Annotated in this window: 25 protein-coding genes; 18 read left to right on the forward strand and 7 right to left on the reverse strand. The window is 65.0% G+C overall.

Going from position 1 to position 22,676, the window contains the following annotated elements:
* Positions 1-56: 56 nt before the first annotated feature.
* The 5 genes from ACFVTG_RS12345 to ACFVTG_RS12365 all read right to left on the reverse strand — a co-directional run bounded on the left by ACFVTG_RS12345 (position 57) and on the right by ACFVTG_RS12365 (position 5,456).
* Complete coding sequence (locus tag ACFVTG_RS12345; protein WP_390280764.1) at positions 57-1,622, reverse strand: APC family permease; 1,566 nt, start codon at positions 1,620-1,622, stop codon at positions 57-59.
* A gap of 544 nt (positions 1,623-2,166) precedes the next feature.
* A complete protein-coding gene (locus ACFVTG_RS12350; protein ID WP_390280766.1) occupies positions 2,167-2,553 on the reverse strand; it encodes a flagellar assembly protein FliW in 387 nt (128 codons plus the stop codon).
* Positions 2,550-3,437 (reverse strand): flagellar hook-associated protein FlgL, encoded by an 888-nt coding sequence (gene flgL, locus ACFVTG_RS12355; protein ID WP_390280768.1) that lies wholly within the window; start codon positions 3,435-3,437, stop codon positions 2,550-2,552. The genes ACFVTG_RS12350 and flgL overlap by 4 nt, the downstream gene beginning before the upstream one ends.
* A 3-nt stretch (positions 3,438-3,440) precedes the next feature.
* Entirely contained in the window at positions 3,441-4,880 is a 1,440-nt protein-coding gene (flgK, locus tag ACFVTG_RS12360; RefSeq protein ID WP_390280770.1) for a flagellar hook-associated protein FlgK, read from the reverse strand.
* Between the two features lie 75 nt (positions 4,881-4,955).
* Complete coding sequence (locus tag ACFVTG_RS12365) at positions 4,956-5,456, reverse strand: flagellar protein FlgN (protein WP_284754189.1); 501 nt, start codon at positions 5,454-5,456, stop codon at positions 4,956-4,958.
* Between the two features lie 264 nt (positions 5,457-5,720).
* Between ACFVTG_RS12365 and ACFVTG_RS12370 the strand changes: the two genes are divergently transcribed.
* The 16 genes from ACFVTG_RS12370 to ACFVTG_RS12445 all read left to right on the forward strand — a co-directional run bounded on the left by ACFVTG_RS12370 (position 5,721) and on the right by ACFVTG_RS12445 (position 18,613).
* Entirely contained in the window at positions 5,721-6,593 is an 873-nt protein-coding gene (locus tag ACFVTG_RS12370) for a flagellin (RefSeq protein WP_284754190.1), read from the forward strand.
* Between the two features lie 114 nt (positions 6,594-6,707).
* Complete coding sequence (gene fliD / locus ACFVTG_RS12375) at positions 6,708-8,111, forward strand: flagellar filament capping protein FliD (RefSeq protein WP_284754191.1); 1,404 nt, start codon at positions 6,708-6,710, stop codon at positions 8,109-8,111.
* A gap of 3 nt (positions 8,112-8,114) precedes the next feature.
* Positions 8,115-8,546: a flagellar export chaperone FliS gene (gene fliS / locus ACFVTG_RS12380; protein WP_390280773.1), complete on the forward strand. Its 432-nt coding sequence runs from the start codon at positions 8,115-8,117 to the stop codon at positions 8,544-8,546.
* Positions 8,536-8,826, forward strand: a complete 291-nt coding sequence (locus tag ACFVTG_RS12385; RefSeq protein ID WP_390280775.1) for a hypothetical protein — start codon at positions 8,536-8,538, stop codon at positions 8,824-8,826. The genes fliS and ACFVTG_RS12385 overlap by 11 nt, the downstream gene beginning before the upstream one ends.
* 136 nt (positions 8,827-8,962) lie before the next feature.
* Complete coding sequence (locus tag ACFVTG_RS12390) at positions 8,963-9,304, forward strand: flagellar basal body rod protein FlgB (RefSeq protein ID WP_390280777.1); 342 nt, start codon at positions 8,963-8,965, stop codon at positions 9,302-9,304.
* The gene (locus ACFVTG_RS12395) at positions 9,304-9,696 is read left to right on the forward strand and encodes a flagellar basal body rod protein FlgC (RefSeq protein WP_390280779.1); all 393 of its coding nucleotides are present in this window, start codon (positions 9,304-9,306) and stop codon (positions 9,694-9,696) included. The genes ACFVTG_RS12390 and ACFVTG_RS12395 overlap by 1 nt, the downstream gene beginning before the upstream one ends.
* A complete protein-coding gene (fliE, locus tag ACFVTG_RS12400; RefSeq protein WP_390280781.1) occupies positions 9,696-10,034 on the forward strand; it encodes a flagellar hook-basal body complex protein FliE in 339 nt (112 codons plus the stop codon). The genes ACFVTG_RS12395 and fliE overlap by 1 nt, the downstream gene beginning before the upstream one ends.
* Positions 10,034-11,668 carry a flagellar basal-body MS-ring/collar protein FliF gene (fliF, locus tag ACFVTG_RS12405; RefSeq protein ID WP_390280783.1) on the forward strand — a complete coding sequence of 545 codons (1,635 nt, stop codon included), beginning with the start codon at positions 10,034-10,036 and terminating at the stop codon, positions 11,666-11,668. The genes fliE and fliF overlap by 1 nt, the downstream gene beginning before the upstream one ends.
* On the forward strand, positions 11,665-12,693 hold the full coding sequence (gene fliG, locus ACFVTG_RS12410) for a flagellar motor switch protein FliG (RefSeq protein ID WP_390280785.1): 1,029 nt from the start codon (positions 11,665-11,667) through the stop codon (positions 12,691-12,693). The genes fliF and fliG overlap by 4 nt, the downstream gene beginning before the upstream one ends.
* Positions 12,683-13,297: a FliH/SctL family protein gene (locus ACFVTG_RS12415; protein ID WP_390280786.1), complete on the forward strand. Its 615-nt coding sequence runs from the start codon at positions 12,683-12,685 to the stop codon at positions 13,295-13,297. The genes fliG and ACFVTG_RS12415 overlap by 11 nt, the downstream gene beginning before the upstream one ends.
* Positions 13,294-14,625 (forward strand): FliI/YscN family ATPase, encoded by a 1,332-nt coding sequence (locus tag ACFVTG_RS12420; RefSeq protein ID WP_390280788.1) that lies wholly within the window; start codon positions 13,294-13,296, stop codon positions 14,623-14,625. Before ACFVTG_RS12415 ends, ACFVTG_RS12420 begins: the two co-directional genes overlap by 4 nt.
* Complete coding sequence (locus ACFVTG_RS12425; RefSeq protein ID WP_390280790.1) at positions 14,622-15,047, forward strand: flagellar FliJ family protein; 426 nt, start codon at positions 14,622-14,624, stop codon at positions 15,045-15,047. The genes ACFVTG_RS12420 and ACFVTG_RS12425 overlap by 4 nt, the downstream gene beginning before the upstream one ends.
* Positions 15,023-15,655, forward strand: coding sequence for a C40 family peptidase (locus ACFVTG_RS12430; RefSeq protein ID WP_390280792.1), 633 nt, complete (start codon positions 15,023-15,025; stop codon positions 15,653-15,655). Before ACFVTG_RS12425 ends, ACFVTG_RS12430 begins: the two co-directional genes overlap by 25 nt.
* The gene (locus tag ACFVTG_RS12435; RefSeq protein ID WP_390280794.1) at positions 15,655-16,947 is read left to right on the forward strand and encodes a flagellar hook-length control protein FliK; all 1,293 of its coding nucleotides are present in this window, start codon (positions 15,655-15,657) and stop codon (positions 16,945-16,947) included. Before ACFVTG_RS12430 ends, ACFVTG_RS12435 begins: the two co-directional genes overlap by 1 nt.
* A 16-nt stretch (positions 16,948-16,963) precedes the next feature.
* Entirely contained in the window at positions 16,964-17,401 is a 438-nt protein-coding gene (locus ACFVTG_RS12440) for a flagellar hook capping FlgD N-terminal domain-containing protein (protein WP_284754205.1), read from the forward strand.
* A 39-nt stretch (positions 17,402-17,440) separates the two neighbouring features.
* Complete coding sequence (locus tag ACFVTG_RS12445) at positions 17,441-18,613, forward strand: flagellar hook protein FlgE (RefSeq protein ID WP_390280797.1); 1,173 nt, start codon at positions 17,441-17,443, stop codon at positions 18,611-18,613.
* 76 nt (positions 18,614-18,689) lie between these two features.
* Here the strand turns inward: ACFVTG_RS12445 and ACFVTG_RS12450 are convergent, their stop codons facing one another.
* Positions 18,690-19,919 (reverse strand): hypothetical protein, encoded by a 1,230-nt coding sequence (locus tag ACFVTG_RS12450; RefSeq protein WP_390280799.1) that lies wholly within the window; start codon positions 19,917-19,919, stop codon positions 18,690-18,692.
* Between the two features lie 166 nt (positions 19,920-20,085).
* Positions 20,086-20,754 (reverse strand): TetR/AcrR family transcriptional regulator, encoded by a 669-nt coding sequence (locus ACFVTG_RS12455; protein ID WP_284754210.1) that lies wholly within the window; start codon positions 20,752-20,754, stop codon positions 20,086-20,088.
* 143 nt (positions 20,755-20,897) lie between these two features.
* Between ACFVTG_RS12455 and ACFVTG_RS12460 the strand changes: the two genes are divergently transcribed.
* Both ACFVTG_RS12460 and ACFVTG_RS12465 read left to right on the forward strand, forming a co-directional pair.
* Positions 20,898-21,944 (forward strand): NAD(P)-dependent alcohol dehydrogenase, encoded by a 1,047-nt coding sequence (locus tag ACFVTG_RS12460; protein WP_390280801.1) that lies wholly within the window; start codon positions 20,898-20,900, stop codon positions 21,942-21,944.
* Positions 21,945-22,067: 123 nt separating this feature from the next.
* Entirely contained in the window at positions 22,068-22,628 is a 561-nt protein-coding gene (locus ACFVTG_RS12465) for a hypothetical protein (protein ID WP_390280803.1), read from the forward strand.
* Positions 22,629-22,676 lie beyond the last annotated feature (48 nt).

A 22,676-nucleotide genomic window follows, 5' to 3' on the forward strand; every position in this document is an offset into this window, starting at 1 on the left:
CACAACAGAAGCCCTGCTCCGGGTGGTCCGGAACAGGGCTTCTGCCACGCTGAGGCTTACTCGGGTACTACGAGGGCCGGCGTGTCCTTGCGGAGCGTTTCGCCGCGGAAGAAGCCGGGCCTGACGCGGGCCATGATCACCATGACCACCGCGCCGAGGACCAGAATGCCCACGCCGATGATGAAAACGAGGCCGACGCCGAAGATCTCGGAACCGCTGCCGAAGTCCGGCGACCAGCTGTCCACTGCCGTCTGGATGAAGACCAGCGTCAGAACTACGCCGCCGATCACCGGGAAGAGCAGGCGCATGAAGAAGTTGCGGACGCTGCTGAACACGCTGTGCCGGAAGTACCAAGCGCAGGCAAAGGCGGTCATTCCGTAGTAGAAGCAGATCATCAAGCCCAGGGCCAGGATGGTGTCGTTGAGGACGTTCTCGCTGACCACCTTCATGATGGCGTAGAACCCGCCGGAGATCGCGCCGGCAACGATGGTGGCGTATCCCGGGGAACCGAAGCGCTTGCTCACGGTGGAGAACTTCTGCGGCAGGGCGCCGTAGTGACCCATGGCGAGAAGGCTTCGGGCGGGGGAGGCCATGGTGGACTGCAGGGATGACGCAGTGCCCGCGAGTACAGCCAGGGACATCAGGATGGCCAAAGGACCCATGACAGGTGAAGCCAGTGCAGCGAAGATGTTCGACTGGTTGTCCGGGTTGTTCAACCCGATCCCATCGCCGCCAATACCGGCAACCATCATGGTGGCCACGATCACCGCGACGTAGAGTCCCAACACGGCAATCGCCGTGGTGGTGCCGGCCTTGCCGGCGGTACCCTTGCCGCCCTTGGTCTCCTCATTGACCGTCAGGCAAACGTCCCAGCCCCAGTAGACGAAGACCGCCAGGGACATGCCTGCAGCGAACTGCTCGAAGCTGCTGATCTTCGTGGGGTCGAACCAGTCCCAGCTAAAGGCAATGGCCGTGGGAGTGTCGCCGGAGGAAGCATGGGTGAGGGCCATGACAACGAAGACGCCCAACACCACAACCTGGAACCCGACCATGGCGTACTGCACCAGTTTGGTGGCGTGCAGGCCCCGGTAGCTGACCCAGACGGCCAGTGCCACGAAAGCCAGGCACGTGGCGATGTTCAAAGCCTTGTTGGAGGTGAGGTCGGCTAGATCGGGATTGCCGAAAACCTGGGCGAGGAACAGGTAGAAGAAGTCCACCGCGACGCCTGCCAAGTTGGACAGGACGATGATGTTCGCCGCCAGCAGACCCCAGCCGCCCATCCAGCCGATGAACGGGCCGAATGCCTTGGTGGCCCACGTGAAGGTGGTGCCGCTGTCGGGGGAGTCTGCGTTGAGCTCCCGGTAGGCGAACGCCACGAGGATCATCGGGATGAAGGCGACGATGAAGATCGCAGGCAACTGCAGGCCCACCGCGTTGACCGCCGGGCCCAGTGAGCTGGTCAGGCTGTAGGCGGGTGCCACGGAGGAAATACCAAGGACGACGACGGCGAGGAGCCCCAGCTGCCCCGTCTTGAGTCCTTTGCCGCTAATGCCGTGTTCGGTGCCGGCCGGATCGTGGGCCTCCACGGTTTTCCTGGCGCTTGGGCGGGTTATTTGAGTCATGTGCTTGGCTCTTTCTAGATGGGCCGAAGGTTGTTGCTGGGTGATGCAGTGAAAGCCGTCTGTGGGGTCATCGAAGCTGATGGCGGGCGGCGGAGGTTGGGGCGCCCGGGTAGGTGGTGCAGATCATGATGGCTGTTCTCCGGTGAGACGGGAGTCACTAAATGAATGACGTTCATTTAGTATGGACGGGGAGACGCCCTGACGCAAGTGGTTTGACCAAACAATTTTGGTTCGGAGTGGATCATCTGAGCGAGCGTCTGTCGGAAACGGCCCAAAAGTGAGCGAGCCTCGTGGAGGCCCAAACGGTTGAACGAGCCGAGATCCCGCGGCTCAAGAAGGGACGCTCGCTCACATATGCGGCCAAAAGCGGCGACGCTCGCTCAGATCATCTGAGCGAGCGTCGGCCGGAAGGGGCCTAAAAGTGAGCGAGCGTCGCGGTCTTAACAGGTTGGGGTCTTAACAGATCGGGGTCTTAACAGATCGGGGTCTTAGCAGGTCTGCGCCTCAGGGTCGGCGGGTCTCAACGAAAGGGGAGTGGCGCTGCCTAGGCGCTCAGCTCGGCCCGCAGGGGGTATTCCTTGCTGTCCAGGAGAAGCTGCGTGCAGCGTCCGGTTTCCGGGTTCAGCACGATGGGGGCCGCGAGATTGACCGTGGTCTTTTCCGGGCTCGGGTTGACCACCACCAAGGTGGTTGCCAGCTCGGCCCGGTCCAGGCCGAGATCGTCCAGGGTTCTGCGGGGGATGGTTGGCGCATAGCCCGGAACATAAACCGTGGACTCGGCCAGGAACATCCGGATGCGCGGGTTTGCCGACTCCATCGCGTAGAGCCCGGGGGCGCCGTCGATTCCCCGCAAGACGAAGCCGCCTGAGGCTTCAAGCCCCGGCATGGGCGCGGTGAAGCTCAACTCCAGGGAAGCCTGGGCCGTGCTCATTTGAGGAAATCCATCAGCGTTGGCTGGAGCGTCTTGGCGGTGACCGCGAGCGCAACCTGGTAGTTGGTTTCCTGCAGCTTCAAGTCCATGACGACCTTTCCTATGTCGGCGTCTTCAATTCCCGAGCGCTGAACCTCAAGTGAGGCCTTCAGCCCGTCCACGGAGCTCTGCGCGCTCGTCAGCTTGGTCTGCCGCGCTCCGACGTCTGCCCGCCCACTGATGACTGTTTTGATGCTGTCGCTGAGCGCCGTCAAACGGCTGCTGACGTCCGCACCGGAGCGGATGTCAGCGACGACGTTGCTCACCAAAGCGAAGACCGAGCTACCGCCGCTCCCGAAGATCGCACCGCCGTCGGCGTCTACGCGCACCGTTTGGCTCGCATCGACGCGCCGCTCCACCGTACTGCTTGGCGTTCCATTGAAGACAGGTGGCGTGGCATTGCTGAAGGCGCCAGCCGAGTCGGAGCTTCCCGCGAAGACATTGCGGCCGAGGTACTGCGTGTTCGCCTGGGCGAGGAGATCCTTGTTGAGGCCCTCGATTTCGACGGCGATCGCCTCCTTGGCGGAGCTGCTCAGGGAACCGTTGCCGGCCTGAACGGTAAGGTCACGGACCCGGTTGAGGATGTTCGTGGCCTGGCCGAGGGCTGAATCGGCGGTGGTCAGCCAGCCGTTGCCGTCATTGATGTTGTTCGAATACTGTCCGGCGGCGCTGATCTGTCCCCGCACAGCCAAGGCATTCGCCAGCCCCGCTGGGTCGTCTGAGGGCCTGGTGATGTTTGTGAGGTTGCTGGCCTTGTCCTGCAGTGCGGCGAGCTTGGCCTGGCCTGCCTGAAGGTTCAGTTGCGCGGCGGCGGACATCGTCTGGGTGGTGACTCTGTTCAGCATGGCTTACCTTCCCACCAATCCGGTGTGATTGATCAGGACGTCGAGGGCCTCGTCCACCGCGGTCATTGCGCGGGCGGCCGCCTGGTATGCGTGTTGGTTGGTGAGGAGGCTGATGTTTTCCTCGTCGAGGCTCACGGAGGCTCCTGAGGAACGCTGCCCGACGGCGGCAATGCTCGCCGCGTCGGCGAGCTGCTGGTGCTGTTGTGCCGAGCGCGAAGCCGTGCCGATTCCTGCGACGATTCCGGACCAAAGAACGTCGGGGGAAGCCTGCCCGGTGCCGATTTGGGCCACTGCGTCCGCGATTTTGCCGTCGAGGGCGCCGGAGCCGGGGCTGCCGGTGGCGATTCCTGCGGCGCTCGTCGGGACAACGCTGAGGGACAATGCAGCCGGGGCGCCGGGACTGGTCGTGAAGAAGTCGAGATTGGTGGCACCGGTGGTGGACTGACCGGTGCGGTGGACGGCGTTGACGTCGTTCATGAGTTTGCTCGCGAACGCGTTGTACGACGCGGCGGCTTCGGCGATCGCCCCGCCGGTGCCTCCCGCTGCGGCCGGGGCGAGGAGCGAGACCGCGCCGGCGAGCTTTCCGCCGTCGAGGGGTACCGCCACGCCGGGGCGGTCCGCCCATTCCAACTGGACCGGCCCCGCCAACGACAATGTCGAACCGGGCGGGCTCATGGTTGTTTGGCCCGCCAGAGCGAGGTCGCGGTGCGAGGTGCCGGAGACGATTGCGTTGCCTCCGACGAAAACATCCACCGTGCCGTCGGCGTTGTCCCGGACGGCGCCCCCGGCCAAGGACGAGATGGTCTCGGTCACCTGGTTGCGGGCGTCGATGAGCTCGTTGGCGGAGCCCCCCGAGGCCATCACGGAGCGGATGGTCGCGTTGAAGTTGGCCACGCGGGCGGCGGCATCGTTCAGGGTGGCGACGGTGCTTTGGGCTTCGCCGCGGACGCGCGTCCACTGCGCGTCCAAGGCCTTGTAGCCTGTCGAAACAGTATTGGCGAGGGTTGTACCTGCCTGAAGCAGCACGCCGGCGGGCGCAGACTCTCCCGGGTTGTTGGAGATACCTTGCCAGGAGGACCAGAAATTCTGCAGCGCCGTGGATATCCCGGCGGCACCGGGCTCGTTCAGCGAGCCTTCGAGCTGCTGGAGCTCGGTGGAGCGGTATCCGGCGTAGCCGGCCTGGGCGGCACTGGAACGAACCCCGGCGTCGAGGAAGCTGTTCCCCAAACGGGCGATTCCATCCACGGACACGCCCTGGCCTGCTTGGACCCCCGCCCCGACAAGGCCCGTCCGGACCGGCGCGCTGAGGGCCGATTGTTCGATGCGTTGCCTTGTGTAGCCGTCCGTGCCGGCGTTGGCGATGTTCTGCCCGGCCACGTTGATGCCCTGCTGCGCTGCGGTCAGGCCCAAGTAGGCCGTATTGAGTCCGCCGAATGTGCTCACTGCTGTGTCCTTTGGGTGATCCGGGCCTTTGCTTGCCCGGCCGTTGGTTGTCCGTCTACGTTTGATGAGTTTCGGTCAGAACTGCTGGTCGAAAAGGCGGGACGGGGTTGAGTCTGCATTCTTGCCCTGGGAACCCGTCCGGCCGTGGGAGTCGTAGGTCCCGGCCGCCGGCTTCAGATCCGCCATGGTCTCCTGGGTGGAACGGACGGCAGCGCGGAGGAACTGCTCGTTGGAATCACGCAGCTCCTTGATGGCGGCGGTCTGATGCTGCATCGCGTTCAGGTGCGAGGAAAGGACATCTGCCCAGGCCTCTTCCGGGGCGGACGCGGCCAGCTCGCCCAGTGAAGACTCGGCAGGCAGGCCCCATTGTTCTGCCACGGCAGCCACCTCCACCGCCCTCGCGAGCCCGGCCTTGGACAGGTGTTCCAGGACTTGTTCCACTTCCCGCGTGCCATGCGGCAACCATCGGGATTTGCCCGCGGTGAGGAGCAGCTGCTCTTCCTCCAGCTTGAATGTCAGCAGATCCAATAGCTCACGTTCTCGCCACAGCAGGGCCGACAGTTCATGGATGGCCATGTCGGGTCAACTCCAGTTCCGGGTTGGTTTCTCGGGTGCGTTGCCGCGAGAAGGCACTTTCCCCTGTGCCTTCGCCGCGCCAATGACAACTATCGGCCGCCGCGGCCCGTGCGTTAGATCAAGCGACGTGCGGTGGATTTTGTTGGCCGCGGCAAATTTTCCCTGCGGCTTTTTCTAACCAAAGGCCTGCTTGTTCCGATAACCAGAAGTGACAGGCCACGGACGGCCTGGAGTACCAGCAGACCCAATCACGGAGGAAACACCATGGGCATGGCAATCAACAACAACCTGATGGCTAACAACGCATACCGCAACCTGAGCAACACCCAGAACGAAGTATCCAGTTCGATGGAGAAGCTCTCCAGCGGCCTGCGCATCAACCGGGCAGCTGACGACGCAGCCGGACTGGCGATCTCCGAGGGCCTCAAGTCCCAGGTTTCCGGTTCCGCCGTTGCGGCCCGTAACGCCCAGGACGGCATCTCGGTCATCCAGACCACTGAAGGCGCCTTGACTGAAGTCACCTCGATCCTGCAGCGCATGCGTGACCTGGCCGTCCAGGGCTCGTCCGACACGAACAACGCCGATGCGCGCACCGCTATCAAGACCGAAGGCGACTCGCTCGGCCAGGAACTCGACCGCCTGACCAAGGGCACGAACTTCAACGGCATCGACCTGCTCAAGGGTGCCGCCGGAGCCGGCGTTTCCGCCACCTCCACCCCGGGCTCCCTTGACATCCAGGTGGGCACCGGCGGCACCGCAAACGACAAGATCTCCGTCAAGGTCGGCGACGTGACTACGGCTGTCGGGGCGCTCTCCAGCTCAACCACCGCTGCGGACTTCCTGGTGGACACGTCCGCCAACGCGCAGACCACGATCACCAAGATCGACACCGCCATCAAGAACATCTCCACCCAGCGCGCGGGCCTCGGCGCCACCCAGAACCGCCTGCAGCACGCGATCAACACCCTGAATGTGTCCGGTGAGAACCTGCAGGCCGCTCAGTCCCGCATCACCGACACTGACATGGCCCAGGAAATGGTCAAGTTCACCAAGGCCAACATCCTGCAGCAGGCCGGTACGGCCATGCTGGCCCAGGCCAACCAGTCCGGCCAGGGTGTCCTCAAGCTCCTCGGCTAAACCCGGAACCGCCTGGCGGATCCATCATCGCCGGTGGCGGTCAGCTCGGGTCCTATACCCGTCTGGCCGCCATCGGCCGTTAGCGCAGCAGCATAACTTTGGAAGGAACCCTCCGTGGGAACATCGATTGACGGCCTCGCCAGCGGCCTGAACACCACCTCGATGATCGACGCGCAGATGGCAGTGGAAGCGCTGCCCCAGCAGCAGTTGCAGTCCAAGGTCACCGCCGACCAGTCGATGATCAACGCGCTGAACAGCCTCAACACCCGTCTGACAGTGTTGGACTCCCTGGCCACCTCCATCTCGGCGCCCGGCGCGAGCAATCTGTTCACGGCCACCACCAACAACCCGGCCATCACGGCCAAGGCCTCCACCACGGCGACCACGGGTTCGATCGACGTGACCGTGACCCAGTTGTCGAGCACCAAGATCGGTGTGACCGAAGCTCTCACCACCTGGCCCACCGACGCGTCCGGCAACCCGGCACATCTGACTCTCGTCGACAAGACCGGCAAGGCCACCGAAGTCACTCCGGCTTCCACGAGCCTTGACGATGTAGTCAAGGCCGTGAATGCCGCCGGCGGGGGAGCGAACGCGGTGAAGGTCCCTGCCGGCAACGGCACTTACCGCCTGCAATTGACCTCCACCACGGGCGGCGCGGCCGGCGACTTCCAGGCATATCAGGGCACCGCTGCCGATGTAACTGCCGGGACCGCAGCAGACCTGTTTGCCGCACCAACAGCTGCCATCGTCAAGCCAGCCGCGGACGCCCAGGCCATCCTCTATGCCGGCACCGCCGCGCAACAGACCATCACCTCCTCCAGCAACACGTTCAGCGAGGTCCTTCCCGGCGTCGCGGTGACCGCCACGGCCGTGAGCTCCTCGCCGGTGACCGTCACAGTCGCAAGCGACACACCTGGGATTACAAAAAAGGCCAGCGATCTGGTCTCCTCCGTCAACGATCTCTTGGGCTACATCGCGAGCAGCAGCGCGGTGAGTACGACGACGAGCACCGCCGGCGTCGCCAGCGCCAAGGGCGGCATCTTCACCGGTAACAGTTCCGTCCGGGCTGTCAGCGATGCCGTCACCGAAGCGGTGGTGGCCCCCGTGAACGGCAAGTCGCCCTCCGAATACGGCATCGTCATCGAAAAGGACGGCACCTTCACTTTCGACAGTGACAAGTTCGCATCGGCGATGGCAGCCGACCCGGCCGGAACCCAGTCGGCCCTGTCGCAGATCGCCACGAGGGTTGCCTCGGCCGCGACGAACGCCTCGGACCCGGTGAGCGGCTCCGTGCCGCAGCTGATCAAGGGGCAGCAGTCCGAAGTGACCGATCTGACCTCCCAGATCGCCGACTGGGACGTCCGGCTCGCGGACCGCCGAGCTTCCCTCAAAGCTGTCTACACCAACATGGAAGTCCTGCTCGGTGGCCTCAAGTCCCAGGCGTCGTGGCTCACCGGCCAGCTCTCCGCCCTCTCCAACTCATCCTCGTCCTCCTCGTCGTCGTCAGGAAACTAAACCGTGACAGCCACCGCCCTCCGGGCCAGCCAGCTCAGCAAGTACAACAAAGACGCGATTCTCTCGGCTCCGCCGGCACGGCTCCTCACCATGCTGTACGACCGCCTCCTCCTGGACCTGAACCGTGCCCAATTCGCCCAGGAGAACGCCAATTGGGGCGTCGCCAGCGAAAACCTCCTGCATGCGCAGTCGATCGTCACGGAGTTGTCCTCCACGCTGAAGACAGATGCTTGGGATGGCGCGCCCGGACTGCTGAGCATCTATCAGTACTCGATGGAAGCGATGATCGGGGCCAACATCTACCGCGACGTCAACCGGACCAAGGAATGCATTGCGCTGCTGGAACCGCTTCGGCAAGGCTGGCATGACGCCTCTTCGCAGCTGCCTGCCCAGGGCGGGACCGCAAGTACGAACGGCACGCTCGGTGTCGGCTGACCCGGTACGGGAATGGTCGGACATCCTGGACCGGTTTGAAGGCGACATTGCCTTGGCTGTCTCCGGTGGCGAACCCGAGCCATGGAGTCCTCCCGCCGGGGCCGGCTCGCTTCCGGAGGGGCTGGCCGACCGGGCTCGGCGGATCCTTGACGCGCAGTTGGAATCCATGGCCATGCTCGGCAAGGTACGCAACGACGCCCTCGCCCATTTGGACGCCCTCGGCACAGTCCCTGGAAGCCGGAATTCCCCGCGTCCGTTGATCCTCGACGTCCAAGGCTGAAGCGAAAGTACCGAAAACAATCCCTGAATCGGCTAACGAATCGCCGACGCGTGCCGATGGTGGAAGTTGAGCAGGGATTGCTCGATGCACGGCCACGGATCGGCCTCTTCATATCTATTCGCGAAGGCAGGCCGTCGTGTTCGAGTCAGTGACTTCTGTTGCCCTTGGTAGCGCCTTGGACGCGCTCACATTGCGCCAGAACACCATCGCCAACAACATCGCGAATATCAATACCCCGAACTACCATGCCAAAAGGGTCCAGTTCGAAGACGCCCTCGCGGCTTCGGTGAGCGCCGGGAATGGTTACGCTGCACCCACGGTGTCAACGTCCCAGGAACCCACCCAGCTCAACGGCAACAACGTGAACCTGGACACCGAGACCCTCTCCAACGTGGACACTGTGCTGCGGTACCAGTTCGCGGCCCGGGCCGTCGGAGACGAATTCACCGCGATCCGCACGGCCTTGAGGACCAGCTGATGACCTTCGATGCGATCGGGATTGCCGGTTCCGCCCTGACTGTCCACCGCAAATGGCTCGATGCCGTCTCGGACAACCTGGCCAACATCAACGACGTGTCCCGCACCAGCGGCAGGGCTTTCCAAGCCCGCTACGTCGAAGCCGCCGAGGGCAGCGACGGAAACGGCGTGTACGTCAAGAGCACCCCCCAAGGCAGCGCAACCGGCAGGCTCGTGTACCAACCGGACCATCCGCTGGCTGACGCCCAGGGCTATGTCCGTTACCCGGACATCGACCTCTCCGAACAGATGGGTGCCCTGATTGTGGCGCAACGCGGCTACCAGGCCAACGCCCAAGTGGTTGACCGCGCCCGTGAGACGTACCAGGCAGCGCTCGAGATAGGAAAATCCTGATGGCTTTGGACCCGATCGGCGCAATTCAAGGTGGCGGAGGACTTTCGGTGCAGGGCGTCAGCGGCACCGGCTACCTAGGCACAAACAACGTAAGCGGAGCCGCCGGAACATCGGACGGCAATGACTTTGCGACCGCTCTGACCGGTGCCGTGGACAACCTCCAGTCCCTGCAATCGGCGTCGAACCAGCTGGCAGTGTCCGCGGTGACGGGCAACCTTGACGACATCCACAAGGCGACGATCGCTGCCACGCGCGCCCAGATCACCATGGAGCTTGTCTCCACGGTACGGAACAAGGGCGTTGACGCGTTCAACGAGATCATGAGGATGCAGGCCTGATGCCTCCACAGATTGCCGCCTTCTTCCGCAAGATGGGCGATGGATTCAAGGGATTCACCGCCGGGCAGCGCACCATCGCCATCATCGGCATCGCTGTCCTGGTGCTCGGCGGGGTGGCCCTGTCAGCATGGTTGGGCAAGCCGTCCTACTCGCCGCTGTTCTCCGGACTGAAGGACACGGACGCCAACGGGATCGTGGAGCAGCTGCGTAAGGACAACGTCCCGTACGAGCTCAGCAACGGCGGTTCCACCATCCTGGTTCCCGACGACAAGGTCAACGACGAACGGCTGAAAGCGGCCGCAGCGGGCCTTCCTGCGGCCGCAGCCACGGGCTATTCACTGCTCGACAAGCTCGGCGTGACCTCCTCCGAGTTCCAGCAGTCGGTGACGTACAAGCGCGCGCTCGAGGGCGAACTCGCCACCACCATCCAGGCCATGGACGGAGTGAAGACAGCAGCCGTGCAGCTCGCCATTCCCGCAAAAACAGTGTTCGTGGACAAGGCTCCGGACGCCACGGCATCCGTGTTCGTGGAAACGCAGCCGGGCATCACCCTGTCTGCCGATAAGGTCCAGGCGATCGTGCACTTGACCTCCGCCGCGATCGAAAACCTGAAGCCAACTAACGTGACCGTGGTGGATTCCCAAGGCAACGTCCTCTCCACAGTGGGAGGGGGAGCCACCGGCTCCTCGTCCAAGCAAGCCGCCGACTACCAACAGCGCACCTCCGATTCGGTGAAGGCAGTCCTGGACAGGGTAGTGGGACCGGGCAACGCCACCGTAGCCGTCGCGGCCGACGTGACCGCGGAGTCCGCGCAGCAGCGCAGCGAGACGTTCTCCACGGCCAAGGACGCCGCTCCGCTGAGCGAGACCACCAAGACCGAGAAGTACACGGGAACCGGCGGCGGCGCCTCCGGTGTCCTTGGCCCGGACAACATTGCCGTGCCGGGCGGCACCAACGGTAACGGAACGTTCGATTCCAGCGACACCACCAAGAACAACGCCGTCAACAAGGTCACGGAAGACCGCACCATTCCGCAAGGAGCCGTGAAACGCCAGACTATCTCCGTCGCCATCAACCAGGCCGCGGCGGCCGGACTCAACGTCAACTCCGTCAAGGCCCTCGTCACTTCCGCGGCAGGCGTCGATCCCGCCCGCGGCGACGTGGTGACGGTCGAAGTGCTGCCCTTCAGTACTTCGGCCGCAGACGCAGCGGCCCAGGCATTGGGCGCGGCCAAAGCACAAGCCGACGCCAAGCAGCAGTCGGATTTGATGAACACGCTCATCCTGGCGGGCAGCATCCTGCTGGCAGTTGTAGCGCTGATTGTGCTCGTGCTGATCCTCTTGCGCCGCAGGCAGCGCCGCGAACCGGTTGACCTTGGCGAACGCCTTGACTACGAGATGCTGCCGCAAGCCGTCTCCACCCCGGCACTCGAAGGACCACCAGCCACCTCGGCGATCGAACTGCCGCCTGCACATCCGGTTCCGGCGTTGCCGATGCCTGCGTTGCCTATACCTGGCGCCGAAGCGCTCGACGGCGAGCGGCGGCTGGCCCAGATTGAAGCCATGGTTGCAGAGAACCCGGCCCGGACCGCCGACTACCTGCGCGGGCTCATGGATGATAGGCAAGCGGTATGAGGGCAGGGGAGTTGGAAGCAGGCGTCCTGACCGGCCCGCAGAAGGTGGCCGTGGTGCTGATGCAGATGAGCCCTGCCAGCGCCGCCTCCGTCATGACCCAGTTCTCCGAGTCCGAGGCCGAGGACGTCGCCGCCGAGATCGTGCGCTTGCGCCGCGTCTCCCCATCAGTGGCGGACCTCGTCATGACCGAGTTCCACGACCTTGCAGTCAGCGGACGCCGCACGGCCCGCGGGGGCCAGGAATTCGCCGTCGGGCTCCTGGAAGCGTCCTTCGGTGCGGACAAAGCGGCCGGTTTCATGGACCGTCTCGCGTCCACGATGGCCGGGAAGTCCTTCGAATTCCTGGAAATGATGGATTCGGGGCAGCTTCTGGCCCTGATCGACGGCGAGATGCCGCAGACCATTGCCTTGATCCTGGCGCATTTGCGGCCGGGCAAGGCTTCCGCGGTCATGGCCGGCTTGGGCGATGTGCAGCGGAGCGAGGTGGCCCGATGCATCGCCACGATGGGGATGGCTTCGCCGGAGGCCGTGGGCATCGTGGCCGAGACCCTCAAGGTTCGTGCCGGAGCCGTCATGTCGCAAAGGAAGTCGAGCGAGATTGTCGGCGGCATCCAGCCTCTCGTTGACATCATCAACCGCTCCGACGTCAACACCGAGCGCTCCGTCCTGGAAGGCTTGGAAACCCTGGATCCGGAGCTGGCCACGGAAGTGCGCGCCCGGATGCTGACTTTCGTGGACATCGTGAAATTGGAACGCCGCGACATCCAGCAGATCCTTCGTGGCGTCAATGCCGAAGTGCTCGCTGTCGCCATGAAGGGTGCCCCTGCCGCAGTGCTCGAGGCCGTGCGCACCAACGTGTCCGGGCGCAACCTCGAAATCCTGGAAGCCGAGATGGCTTCCGCCGGACCGGTGCGCGCCTCCCAGGTTGAAGAGGCCCGGGCCGAGATTGTCCGTTCCATCCGTGAGTTGGAAGCCGACGGCGCCATCGTGGTCCGGCGCGGCGAAGAAGACGACTATGTCTACTGAGGCTGGGCTCCAGAGGGTGGTCTTCCCGGACATCCAGCCGGCCTCGAGGTTACGCAAGGAGGACCGGGGGTACACCCAAGGACACGCGGCAGGTTACGCGGCCGGGATCCAGGCCGCGGCCGTGGAACAACGCCGTCTGCGCGAACAGTTTCAAGGCGAACACCGCGCAATGCTCGACGCCGGGCGGCTGGTTGTGGCGCAAGCTGTCCGCGTGCTCGAAGCTGCCGCCGCCGCATCCCGGCAGCGCAGCGGCGCTGTATTGGAGGAAGCGCAGGACGTGTTGGCGGCCAGCGCGATGGAGCTTGCCGAAGCCATCCTGGGCTACGAACTCAACGACGGCGGGAACACCGCCCGCGCCGCGCTGGCCCGCGCCCTCAGCACCGCGTCCGGCGCGGAAACCGTGACTTCCGTCCGGCTCCACCCGGCGGACCTGGCCGCGCTGGACGCCGTCGACGTCGGGAACATAGCCGGCGTCGAACTTAAGGCCGATCCCACCTTGAACCCCGGCGATGCGATCGCGGAATTTCCGCAGGGCTGGCTCGACGCCCGGCTCGGCACCGCTTTGGACAGGACCAAAGCAGCGCTGCTGGGGAACGACGCATGAGCACTACGGGATACCGGCCGCACGCAAGGCGCTTCCGCGCAGCCCTCGCCGCCGCGGCACCGCAGCGCGTGGGCACCGTGACGTCCGTGCTCGGCCTTGGACTGGAGGTCTCCGGGCTGGACTGTGCGGTGGGAGACCTGGTGACCGTGGGCGAGGCTCCGGGGCTCGACGCCGAAGTGGTCGCCTCGGTCAGTGGCGTGGTGCGCTGCATGCCGCTGGGACGGTTGACCGGAGTGGCCGCGGGTGACCCGGCACGCTCCAAGGGCGCTCCAATCCTGGTCCCCACCGGCCGTGGCCTCTTCGGGCGGGTACTCGATGGGCTCGGGCGTCCGATCGACGGCAAAGGTCCGTTGCCCGCCAGTCCCATGGTCCCTTTGGACAACGAAGCGCCGCCGGCCATGCACCGCGCCCGGGTTGACACTCCGCTGCAGACCGGCGTCCGCGTCCTGGACACCATGGCAACGCTCGGCCGCGGCCAGCGCATGGGGTTGTTCGCGGGCTCGGGGGTCGGCAAGTCCTCGTTGCTGTCCATGATCGCCCGGGGCACGGACGCCGAAGTATCGGTGATTGCCTTGGTGGGGGAGCGCGGACGTGAAGTGCGCGAGTTCCTGGAAGACGACCTCGGGCCTGAAGGCCTGGCTCGTTCAGTGGTGGTTGTGGCGACGTCCGACGAGCCTGCCCTGATGCGCATGCGCGCCGCCGTCACGGCCACCCGGATTGCCGAATCGTTCCGCGAAGCCGGCCAGGACGTGGTCCTCATGATGGATTCGCTGACGCGCGTGGCCATGGCCCAGCGCGAAATCGGCCTGTCCGCCGGTGAGCCGCCGGCTACCCGCGGCTACCCGCCGTCGACCTTTTCCGTGCTGGCCCGGCTCCTGGAACGCGCCGGCACCGCTGAAACCGGATCCGTGACCGGCATCTACACGGTGCTGGTGGACGGCGACGACCACAACGAACCGATCGCCGACGCCGCCCGCTCGATCCTCGACGGACACGTGGTCCTGGACCGGAAGCTCGCCGTCACGGGGCATTTTCCCTCGGTGGACGTGCTTGGTTCCGTGTCCCGTGTGGCCTCCAAGGTCAACTCCGGTGATCGCACGGCGCTCGCGGCCTCCCTGCGCAGGGTCCTTGCCGCGCGGCGCAGCGCCCAGGACCTGATCGACGTCGGCGCCTACCACCGCGGCAGCAATCCCTTGGTGGACGCGGCACTGGACCACGAAGCCGCCATCAACGGGTTCCTGCAGCAAAGCATGGACGAATCCACTCCCTACAGCGAGTCCTGGCCGGAACTCTTCCGCCTCTCAGCAAGCCTCGAAGGAGCCGCGTGAACCGTCAATTCTCCCTGGCCGGGCTGTTGCGCCTGCGCCAGACGCAGCAGGACGCCGCCGCCAGTGGACTGGCCCGCGCCAACTCCCGGTCCGCATCCTTGCGATCCCGGCGTGCTACAGCCCGCGAGGAACTGGCCGAGTCCGCCGGAGACGCCGGAAGCTCCGCGTCTCTCCTGGCCATCGCGGCGGCCCGTGCTTCCGCGCAGAGCATGTTGGCCGAGCTTGACGCCCTGGCCGCCAGTGCGGAGGCTGAAGCCGCCGAGGCCCGCGCGGAATACACCGAAGCCAAACGCCGCGCGGTAGGGCTCGAGAAGCTCGAAACCCGCCACGGCGCCGCGTTCGAGGCTTCCGCGCTCCGTGCCGAGCAAGGCGTTCTGGACGAAATAGCGTCTTCCGCGTGGCATCGGAAGGCCACCTCGTGAGCATGACCGAGGCCATCGGGCGCATCCAAAGCATCCAGTCGATGTTGCAGCAATTGAGCCAAGGCGTCCTCCCGCAGGCATCTTCCGCGGGCACCACCGCTTCCACCGGGACCCGGGCCCCCTCCGGGGGCGCGGCTAGTTCGACGGACTCGGCATCCTTCGCTCAAGCGCTGAGCTCCGCCGTCGGGGGCTCGGGCGCGCTTTCGGGTGTCATTACAGGCATGGCCACCGGCGCTATGACGGGCGATGCCGTGGCGGCCGACGCCAAGAAATACGTGGGTGTGCCCTATGTTTGGGGCGGCACGAACCCGGCGGTGGGCATGGATTGCTCCGGCTTCGTGCAGCGCGTCTTCAAGGACCTCGGCGTCGACCTGCCGCGCGTCGTCAGCGACCAGATGCGGCAAGGCACCCCCGTGGCGTCCTTGGCCCAGGCCAAGCCCGGCGACCTGCTGGTCAGTTTCGGCGGCGAACACATTTCCATCTACCTCGGCAACGGCAAAGCGATCGACGCGCCCGTCCCCGGCCAGACCATCCAGATCCGCGATGCGTGGGAACAGCAGTCCAATCTGACCGCCATCCGCCGGATTGTCCCCGCGGGAGGCTCGTGATGCAGTTGCCTTCCGCCGGTGTGGCTGCTCCGCGTCCGGTTGTTCCCGGATCTTCGCCTGTGCCGCAGCCCGGCGCCGCCGCCGGCTTTGAGGCCGTGATGAACGGCCTGCTGGCGTCCGGCTCGAAGACCTCCGATGGGACCGCACAACAAGCGCCCGACGGCGGAGCGCAAGGAAAGCCTGCCGCCGACGGTTCCGGGACGGCCGCCCGAGCCGCCAAACCGGAAGCGTCGAAGGGCGCCAAGGACACGGTTGATGCGGCGGGTTCGCCTGGTGCGCCAGGCGCTGTTGTTGCGGGTGGGGCCGCTGTTGCGGGCGGACTCGCGATGGCCGTTGTCGCTCCGGGGACCGCTGCTCCGCAGGCGAGCAGGTCGGGCAATGCTGTACCGGTTAAGGACGCTACGGCACCGGCCAAAGCGATTGCAGGAACGTCGGCAGCTGCAAGTCTTATAGGTGGGATGCCCGCCCCCACTGTGCCGGTAGCGCCGCCGCTCGGGAGCCCTGGCCAAAGTCCAACCCAGCCTGGTTCGGCCCCGAGCAACCCGCTGCCCGCCGGCCCGCAGCCTGCTGGCACCCTGCCGCCCAGCCCTATCCCCGGTAACTCGTCGCCTACCAACCCGCTGCCCGCCAACCCCGTACCCGGGGTCAGCATGGCCGCAGTCCCGGCACGCGAGTCGGGCACCGCCGTCGTACTTCCCGTGGGGAAACCCGCGACGCAGCGGGACACTCAAGCCGCCGCGGCACCCGGGCTTCCCACGGGGATTCAGGCAGGAATTCCGGTGATGGGGCAGCCAGCGTCGCCACTCCAGCAGGCCTCTTCGACAGCCGTCCCAGGCATGGTGACGCCCACGTTCCAAGCAGATCCGGCGAAACTGTTGCCTCAAGTGTCCGGACCGTTGTTCTCCCTTGCCTCGGCGGAGCCTGGCTCGCACGTGATGACCTTGAAGCTGTCGCCGGAAGACCTCGGTCCGCTGACCGTCCGGGCGCATATCGAGGGCGCTGGGGTGCGGATCGAATTATTCGCCCCCGGAGAAGCCGGCCGTGAAGCAGTGCGCAGCATCCTGCCGGAACTGCGGCGCGGACTCGGGGAATCAGGTTTCGGCGCCAGCCTCGACCTGTCCGAACACAACGCTCCGGCCGACGCCGGGGCGGGCGGCTCGGACCCCCGGGACCGTCGCCCGGCGGAGAGCCCGGCCTTCCCACGGAGCAGCGACGGCGACACGGTTCGCTTGCCGCGGACCGCCGTCGTACTTCCCCGAAGCATTACCAGCAGCCTGGACATTCTCGTCTGATGAAGGAGAGCCAATAGTGACCATCCAAGCCATCGCGGCAAGCAGCGGAGTCCAGTCTGGAACCACCGCTGGAACTACCGCGGCCAAACCCGCGCAGACCATGGACTCGAGCATGTTCATGTCCCTCCTGGTGACTCAACTTAAGAACCAGGACCCGAGCGCCCCCATGGACACCAACCAGATGATGAGCCAGACCGTCCAGCTGTCCATGATGGAGAAAATGACGGAGCTCACCGCCGACGCCAAAGAGAGCTTTTCCCTGCAGATGCGCAGTGCCGCGGCACAGATCATCGGGCACAACGTCAGCTATGCGCTCGCGGACGGGACGAAGGGCTCCGGCGTCGCGAGTTCGGTTTCCTTTGCGGCCGGAACCCCCACTGTGGCGGTCGGGGGAGTGAACGTTCCGCTCGATTCGATCAGCGGGATGACCGCCGCCGCCACTCCAACCGCCTGACTCAAGCCTCCCTAAACCACCCCGAAGAAAGGCAACACCATGCTTCGTTCGCTGTACTCCGGAATCTCCGGCCTCCGCGCCCACCAGGCCATGCTGGACGTCACGGGAAACAACATCGCCAACGTGAACACGGCCGGCTTCAAGGCTTCCTCCACCCAGTTCCAGGACACACTCTCGCAGATGACCCAAGGCGGCGGCGCCCCGCAGGCTGAAACCGGTGGCACCAACCCCGCCCAGATCGGCCTGGGCGTGCGTGTGGCGGGAATCAGCACCAACTTCAGCCAGGGTTCATCGCAGAACACCGGGCGAGCCACCGACATGATGATCTCCGGCGACGGGTTCTTCATCACCAGCAAGGCCGGCCAGCAGCTTTACACTCGCGCCGGCGCCTTCGACATGGACGCGGCCGGCCGTCTCGTGAGCCCCGACGGCGGCATCCTGCAGGGCTGGTCCGCCGCCAATGGTGCGGTGAACCTGGGAGGTCCCGTTGGCCCGATCGCCCTGTCGCCCAACACAACGGCCGCGGCTGTCGCCACCACAAGGGCCTCGCTCGACGGGAACCTGCCGTCCGACGCAGCCGCGGGGACCAGCGTGGAGCGCCAGCTCAAGGTGTACGACGCCGACGGCGCCTCCCGCAGCCTGAACTTGACGTTCAGCCGGTCCGCGGCTGGCTGGGATGTGGCCGGGGCAGATGCCAACGGCGCCACAGGCAACTCGACGCTCACGTTCGCGAACGGTGCGCTGACCTCGGGCGGTGCCATGACGGTCGGCGGCATCACAGTGGACATGTCCACTGTTACCGGCTTCGCGGCCATGAGCACACTTACAGTCGGCAGCCAGAACGGATCCGCGGCAGGAAAACTGGAGTCCTTCACCCTCGGCGGCGACGGCTCGCTCATCGGCTCGTTCAGCAATGGTGCCAAGCAGGTTCTGGCACGCGTTGCCCTCGCCCGCTTCACCAACCCCGGCGGCCTTGAGAAAGCCGGTAGCTCGACATACGTGGCCACCGCCAACTCCGGCACGGCCCAATTGGGCGCCCCCGGCGACGCAGGACTCGGTACCTTGACCGCGGGGGCCCTTGAAATGTCCAACGTGGACCTCTCCCAGGAATTCACCAACCTGATCGTGGCCCAGCGCGGCTTCCAGGCGAACGCCCGCATCATCACGACGTCGGACGAGGTCCTGCAGGAGCTGACGAACCTGAAGCACTAGTGACGCTGCCCGTTCACAGACAGAAGGGTGGCCGGCATCCTTGGACGCCGGCCACCCTTCAGGCAATTACTGCTTTTTAGAGTCCGGCGACCCCGTTCGGAGTGCCGACCCCCGTGGGCCCGTCCCATCCGGTGCCGGAGAGGCACCATTGGCTCGTGGAGCAAGTGCCCGTTGAACCCGAGGCAACGTCATTGAATGTCCCGGAGTTTGTGTACGGGAGAGAGTTGGCCAGCGCCGTGGAGCTGCCGGAGTTGCCGGAAAGCGCATACATGGCCGCGATCAGGGGTGAGGAAAGGCTAGTGCCTCCGTACTGTGCCCATGACGAGGTGGTGCTGCTGCTCGGTGCGAACACCGCCAATCCGGTCTGCGGATCCGCGACGGCGGCGACGTCTGCAGAGGCGCGCTTGCCGCACCCCGTGCCGAAGTTGGCAGCCGCAGGCAGCGCGGCATTGACACTTGAGCATCCGGATCCCGAGCCGGACCATGCGGACTCGCCCCACCCGCGTGTACTGGTGTTCTTGACCAACGATGTGCCTCCCACAGCGGTGACATAACTCGAGGAAGCGGGGTAGGACGAGCCGGAGTACCCGTTGTCACCGGTTGATGCTGTCACGGCGATGCCCGGGTGGTTGTAGTACGCGCCGTAGGTGGAGTCCGCCGAATCCCCGCCGCCGTAGCTGTTGGAAATCGCGACGACCCCTGGCTGTTTGGCGGCCGTTGCCACGGCTGTACCGAGATTGGTGATGCTGGCTGTTGTCGCTTGCACAACGAGGATCTTGCAGTCCGGGCAGGCTGCCGAGACGGCTTCGACGTCGAGGGCGGTTTCGTCGGCCCAGCCGGAATTGAACCTGGGAAGCTTGTTGCCGCCGTTTTGGTTCATGATGGTGAGGCAGCCGTTGTTGACCGTGCATGCCGGAAGGCCGAACTGTGAGCGGTAAACGCCGAGATCGCGTTCAAGGTTCGGATAGCCATAGGCGTCCACGATTGCGACGGTTCGGCCGCCGGACGTCAGGCCTGTGATGTTGTAGGCGCTCTGTATATCCGCAGGGGTCTTGCCGGTGGCGGGCGGAGCGCTCGAAGCGGGCTTGGCTTGTCCTCCCTGCGACAGCGCCTTGGCCGGGGTCGTAGAATCATCGACGTACTTGAGCGCAAAACACGACGCAATGCCGGCTGGGACATCGGCGCAGACCCTCTCCGCATGCCAATTTGCGGACGGAGATGGTTGGGCGACCGCCGCCGGCGCCGTCGCTGAGAGTGCACTCAGCAATAGCAACAACGCCCCGGAAACGCTAAGAATCTTCTTCACGAAACCTCCCTGAGGATCAATAAGATCCGAGTTGACAGAACGGTCAACTTGGCGTGACAAGCTTCGCACCAAACGCCACTCTTGTCACCCACGTCACATCCACCCCCGCGGTCTCATGAGCCACCACGGATCGGAGATTCATCGTTGGATTACCGGGGGTTCCGGCTCACCTCATCGACCGGCTGAGGCCGTCAAGGATGAGGTTCAGCCCGAAGTCGAACTCATCCCCGAAGTCGTAGCCGGGTTTGAGGACGTGTTCGGTGGCGATCTCCATCATGTGGGGATATTGCCCGGTCGAAAAACGCTCAACGATCGGCGCTGTGACCTCGGAGGCGGTGTCCCGGCCGTCAAAGGGCAGTGCGGCTTCCTGGAGCGCGAATCCGTAGATGTAACTGTCGAGCAGGGCATAGGCATGGGCTGTCATTTGAACGGAAAAACCTGCTGCTCGCAAAGTCGCCAGCGTCGCTTCGTGGTGGCGCAGGTTCGCTTCGCCTGGGGAAGAACGGCTTTCCAGCAGCCCTACCGCCCATGGATGGCGTTTGAGCGCGCTGCGCACCGCGTGGGCCCGCCGGTACATTTCCTCCCGCCAGTCGCCCGCGGGGGAGGGAGGCGCGATTTCGCTGAAGACCATGTCCACGATGCCGTCCAGGATCTCATCCTTATTGGCCACGTAGTAGTAGAGCGACATGGGCTTGGTTCCCATGCTCTGGGCGAGCGAGCGGATGGTCAGCGCTGCGATTCCCGACTCGTCAGCGAGATCCACGGCGCAGCCCAGCACCCTTTCGCGGCTCAGTGGAAGGCGCCGTTGGGGGAGGGGCTGTGCAGTATCCGGCATCGGGATTCCTCGGGCTCTAGTTAGTACAGCACTCGAGCGACTTAGTACAGCACTCTAGCGGTTTAGTACATTGTACGATAATCTTTTTAGTACAGCGTACGAAAAAGTCGTCACGCATCCAGATTGCTTGGAAAGGAACGGCCATGACCTATGGTCAGCAAGCTGCGGAGACTCCGATTTCGGCCGGCTCGCCCGCGCCGGAGATCACAATGCCGACCATGATGCGGGCCATCGTGCAGGAGGTTTATGGCTCAGCCGACGTCCTGCACCTGGAGCAGATCCCCAAGCCGAACATCGCCGAGAACGAGGTGCTGGTCCGGGTCCACGCTGCGGGCCTGGACCGTGGGACCTGGCATGTAACCCGGGGCCTGCCCTACGCACTGCGCCTGGCCTTCGGCGTCCGCGCCCCCAAAAACCCTGTACCGGGGCTGGACTTGGCCGGCACGGTCGTGATGGTCGGAGCGGCAGTGACCCGATTCGCCGTCGGGGACCAGGTCTTCGGGGTCGGAAAAGGCTCCTTCGCCGAGTATGCGGCGGCCCGCGAAAGCCAGCTCGCGCTCAAACCGGCGAACATCGGTTTCGAACAGGCCTCGGTGGTCCCGGTTTCCGCCTGCACTGCGCTGCAGGCCCTCCGCGCCGCGGGCCAGATAACGCCGGGACAGAAGGTGCTGATCCTTGGCGCCTCGGGTGGAGTGGGAAGCTACGCTGTTCAGCTCGCCAAAGCAGCCGGGGCCGAGGTCACGGGTGTTTGCAGTGCCGTCAAAATGGACCTGGTGCGCTCGCTCGGCGCCGATCACGTCCTCGACTACGCCAAGCAGGACTTCGCCGACGGCCCTGAACACTACGATCTGATCCTGGATATCGCCGGGAACCCTACCCTGGCACGCCTTCGCAAGGCGCTCACTCCTACCGGCACGGCCGTTATCACCGGCGGCGAAGAAGGCGGCTCCTGGACGGGCAGCATCGACAGGCAATTCCGGGCCCTGGCGCTGTCCCCATTCATCAGCCAGCGGTTCACCATGGTCATGGCCACGCAGGGCGCTGCAGACCTCGAACACCTGGCCGGGCTCATCCACGCCGGAGCCCTCACCCCGACCGTTGACCGCAGCTATCCGCTGGAGCAGGTTCCGGACGCCATGCGCTATTTCGACGCCGGCAAAGTGCGGGGAAAAGTCGCGATCACCATCTGAGAAGCCCGAGGCCACTGAAACAGGCACTGGCAGTACACGGTATAACAGGCACTCCCACGCGGACGCGGGGACTGGTTTTCTTGAATCAGTCCCCGTTTCCCAGCTTGGAAGGCCACCATGTCCGTGACTACCGTCAAATCCCTTCCGCAGGCCGTCGCCCGTCCGCGCGCATCTCTGGCGGTTGCCATGCTGGGATTCTTCGTGGTCGCCTTGGCTGCCGGACCGGTGCTCGGGGGCATCCTGACGCAACTGGACTGGAGGCTGATCTTCTTCGTCAATCTTCCGGTGGGAGTCGCCGCCCTACTCATACTCTCCCGTGTGGCTCCATCGCCGCGACGCCCGATGCCTTTTGACTGGCTGGGGCAGATCACGGCGGTCGTCACGCTGGCGAGCCTGGCGTACGGGATCATCGAAGGCGCGGAGCTCGGCTACGGAAGCCCCCAAATCCTGTTGACGTTCGCTATCTGTGTCGCATCGGCAGCCGTCTTCGTGGCCGCACAAGCACGGGGCAAGAACCGGATGATCCCGCTCGACTTGTTCCGTTCACGCACGGTCTCGACAGCCCTGATTATCGCCGGGGTCACCATGGCGGCGTTCTACGGCGTGGTCTTCCTCCAGAGCCTTTATTTCCAGGGTTGCGCATCAGCCTCGGTACCACGGCCCTTCTCCTCCTCGTCCTTGTAGCGGTGGCCCTGCCGCTTCGGCACACGAAACAATCACGGCACTAGCGAA

The sequence above is a fragment of the Arthrobacter sp. NPDC058127 genome, assembly GCF_042884555.1.
Lineage (GTDB): Bacteria > Actinomycetota > Actinomycetes > Actinomycetales > Micrococcaceae > Arthrobacter.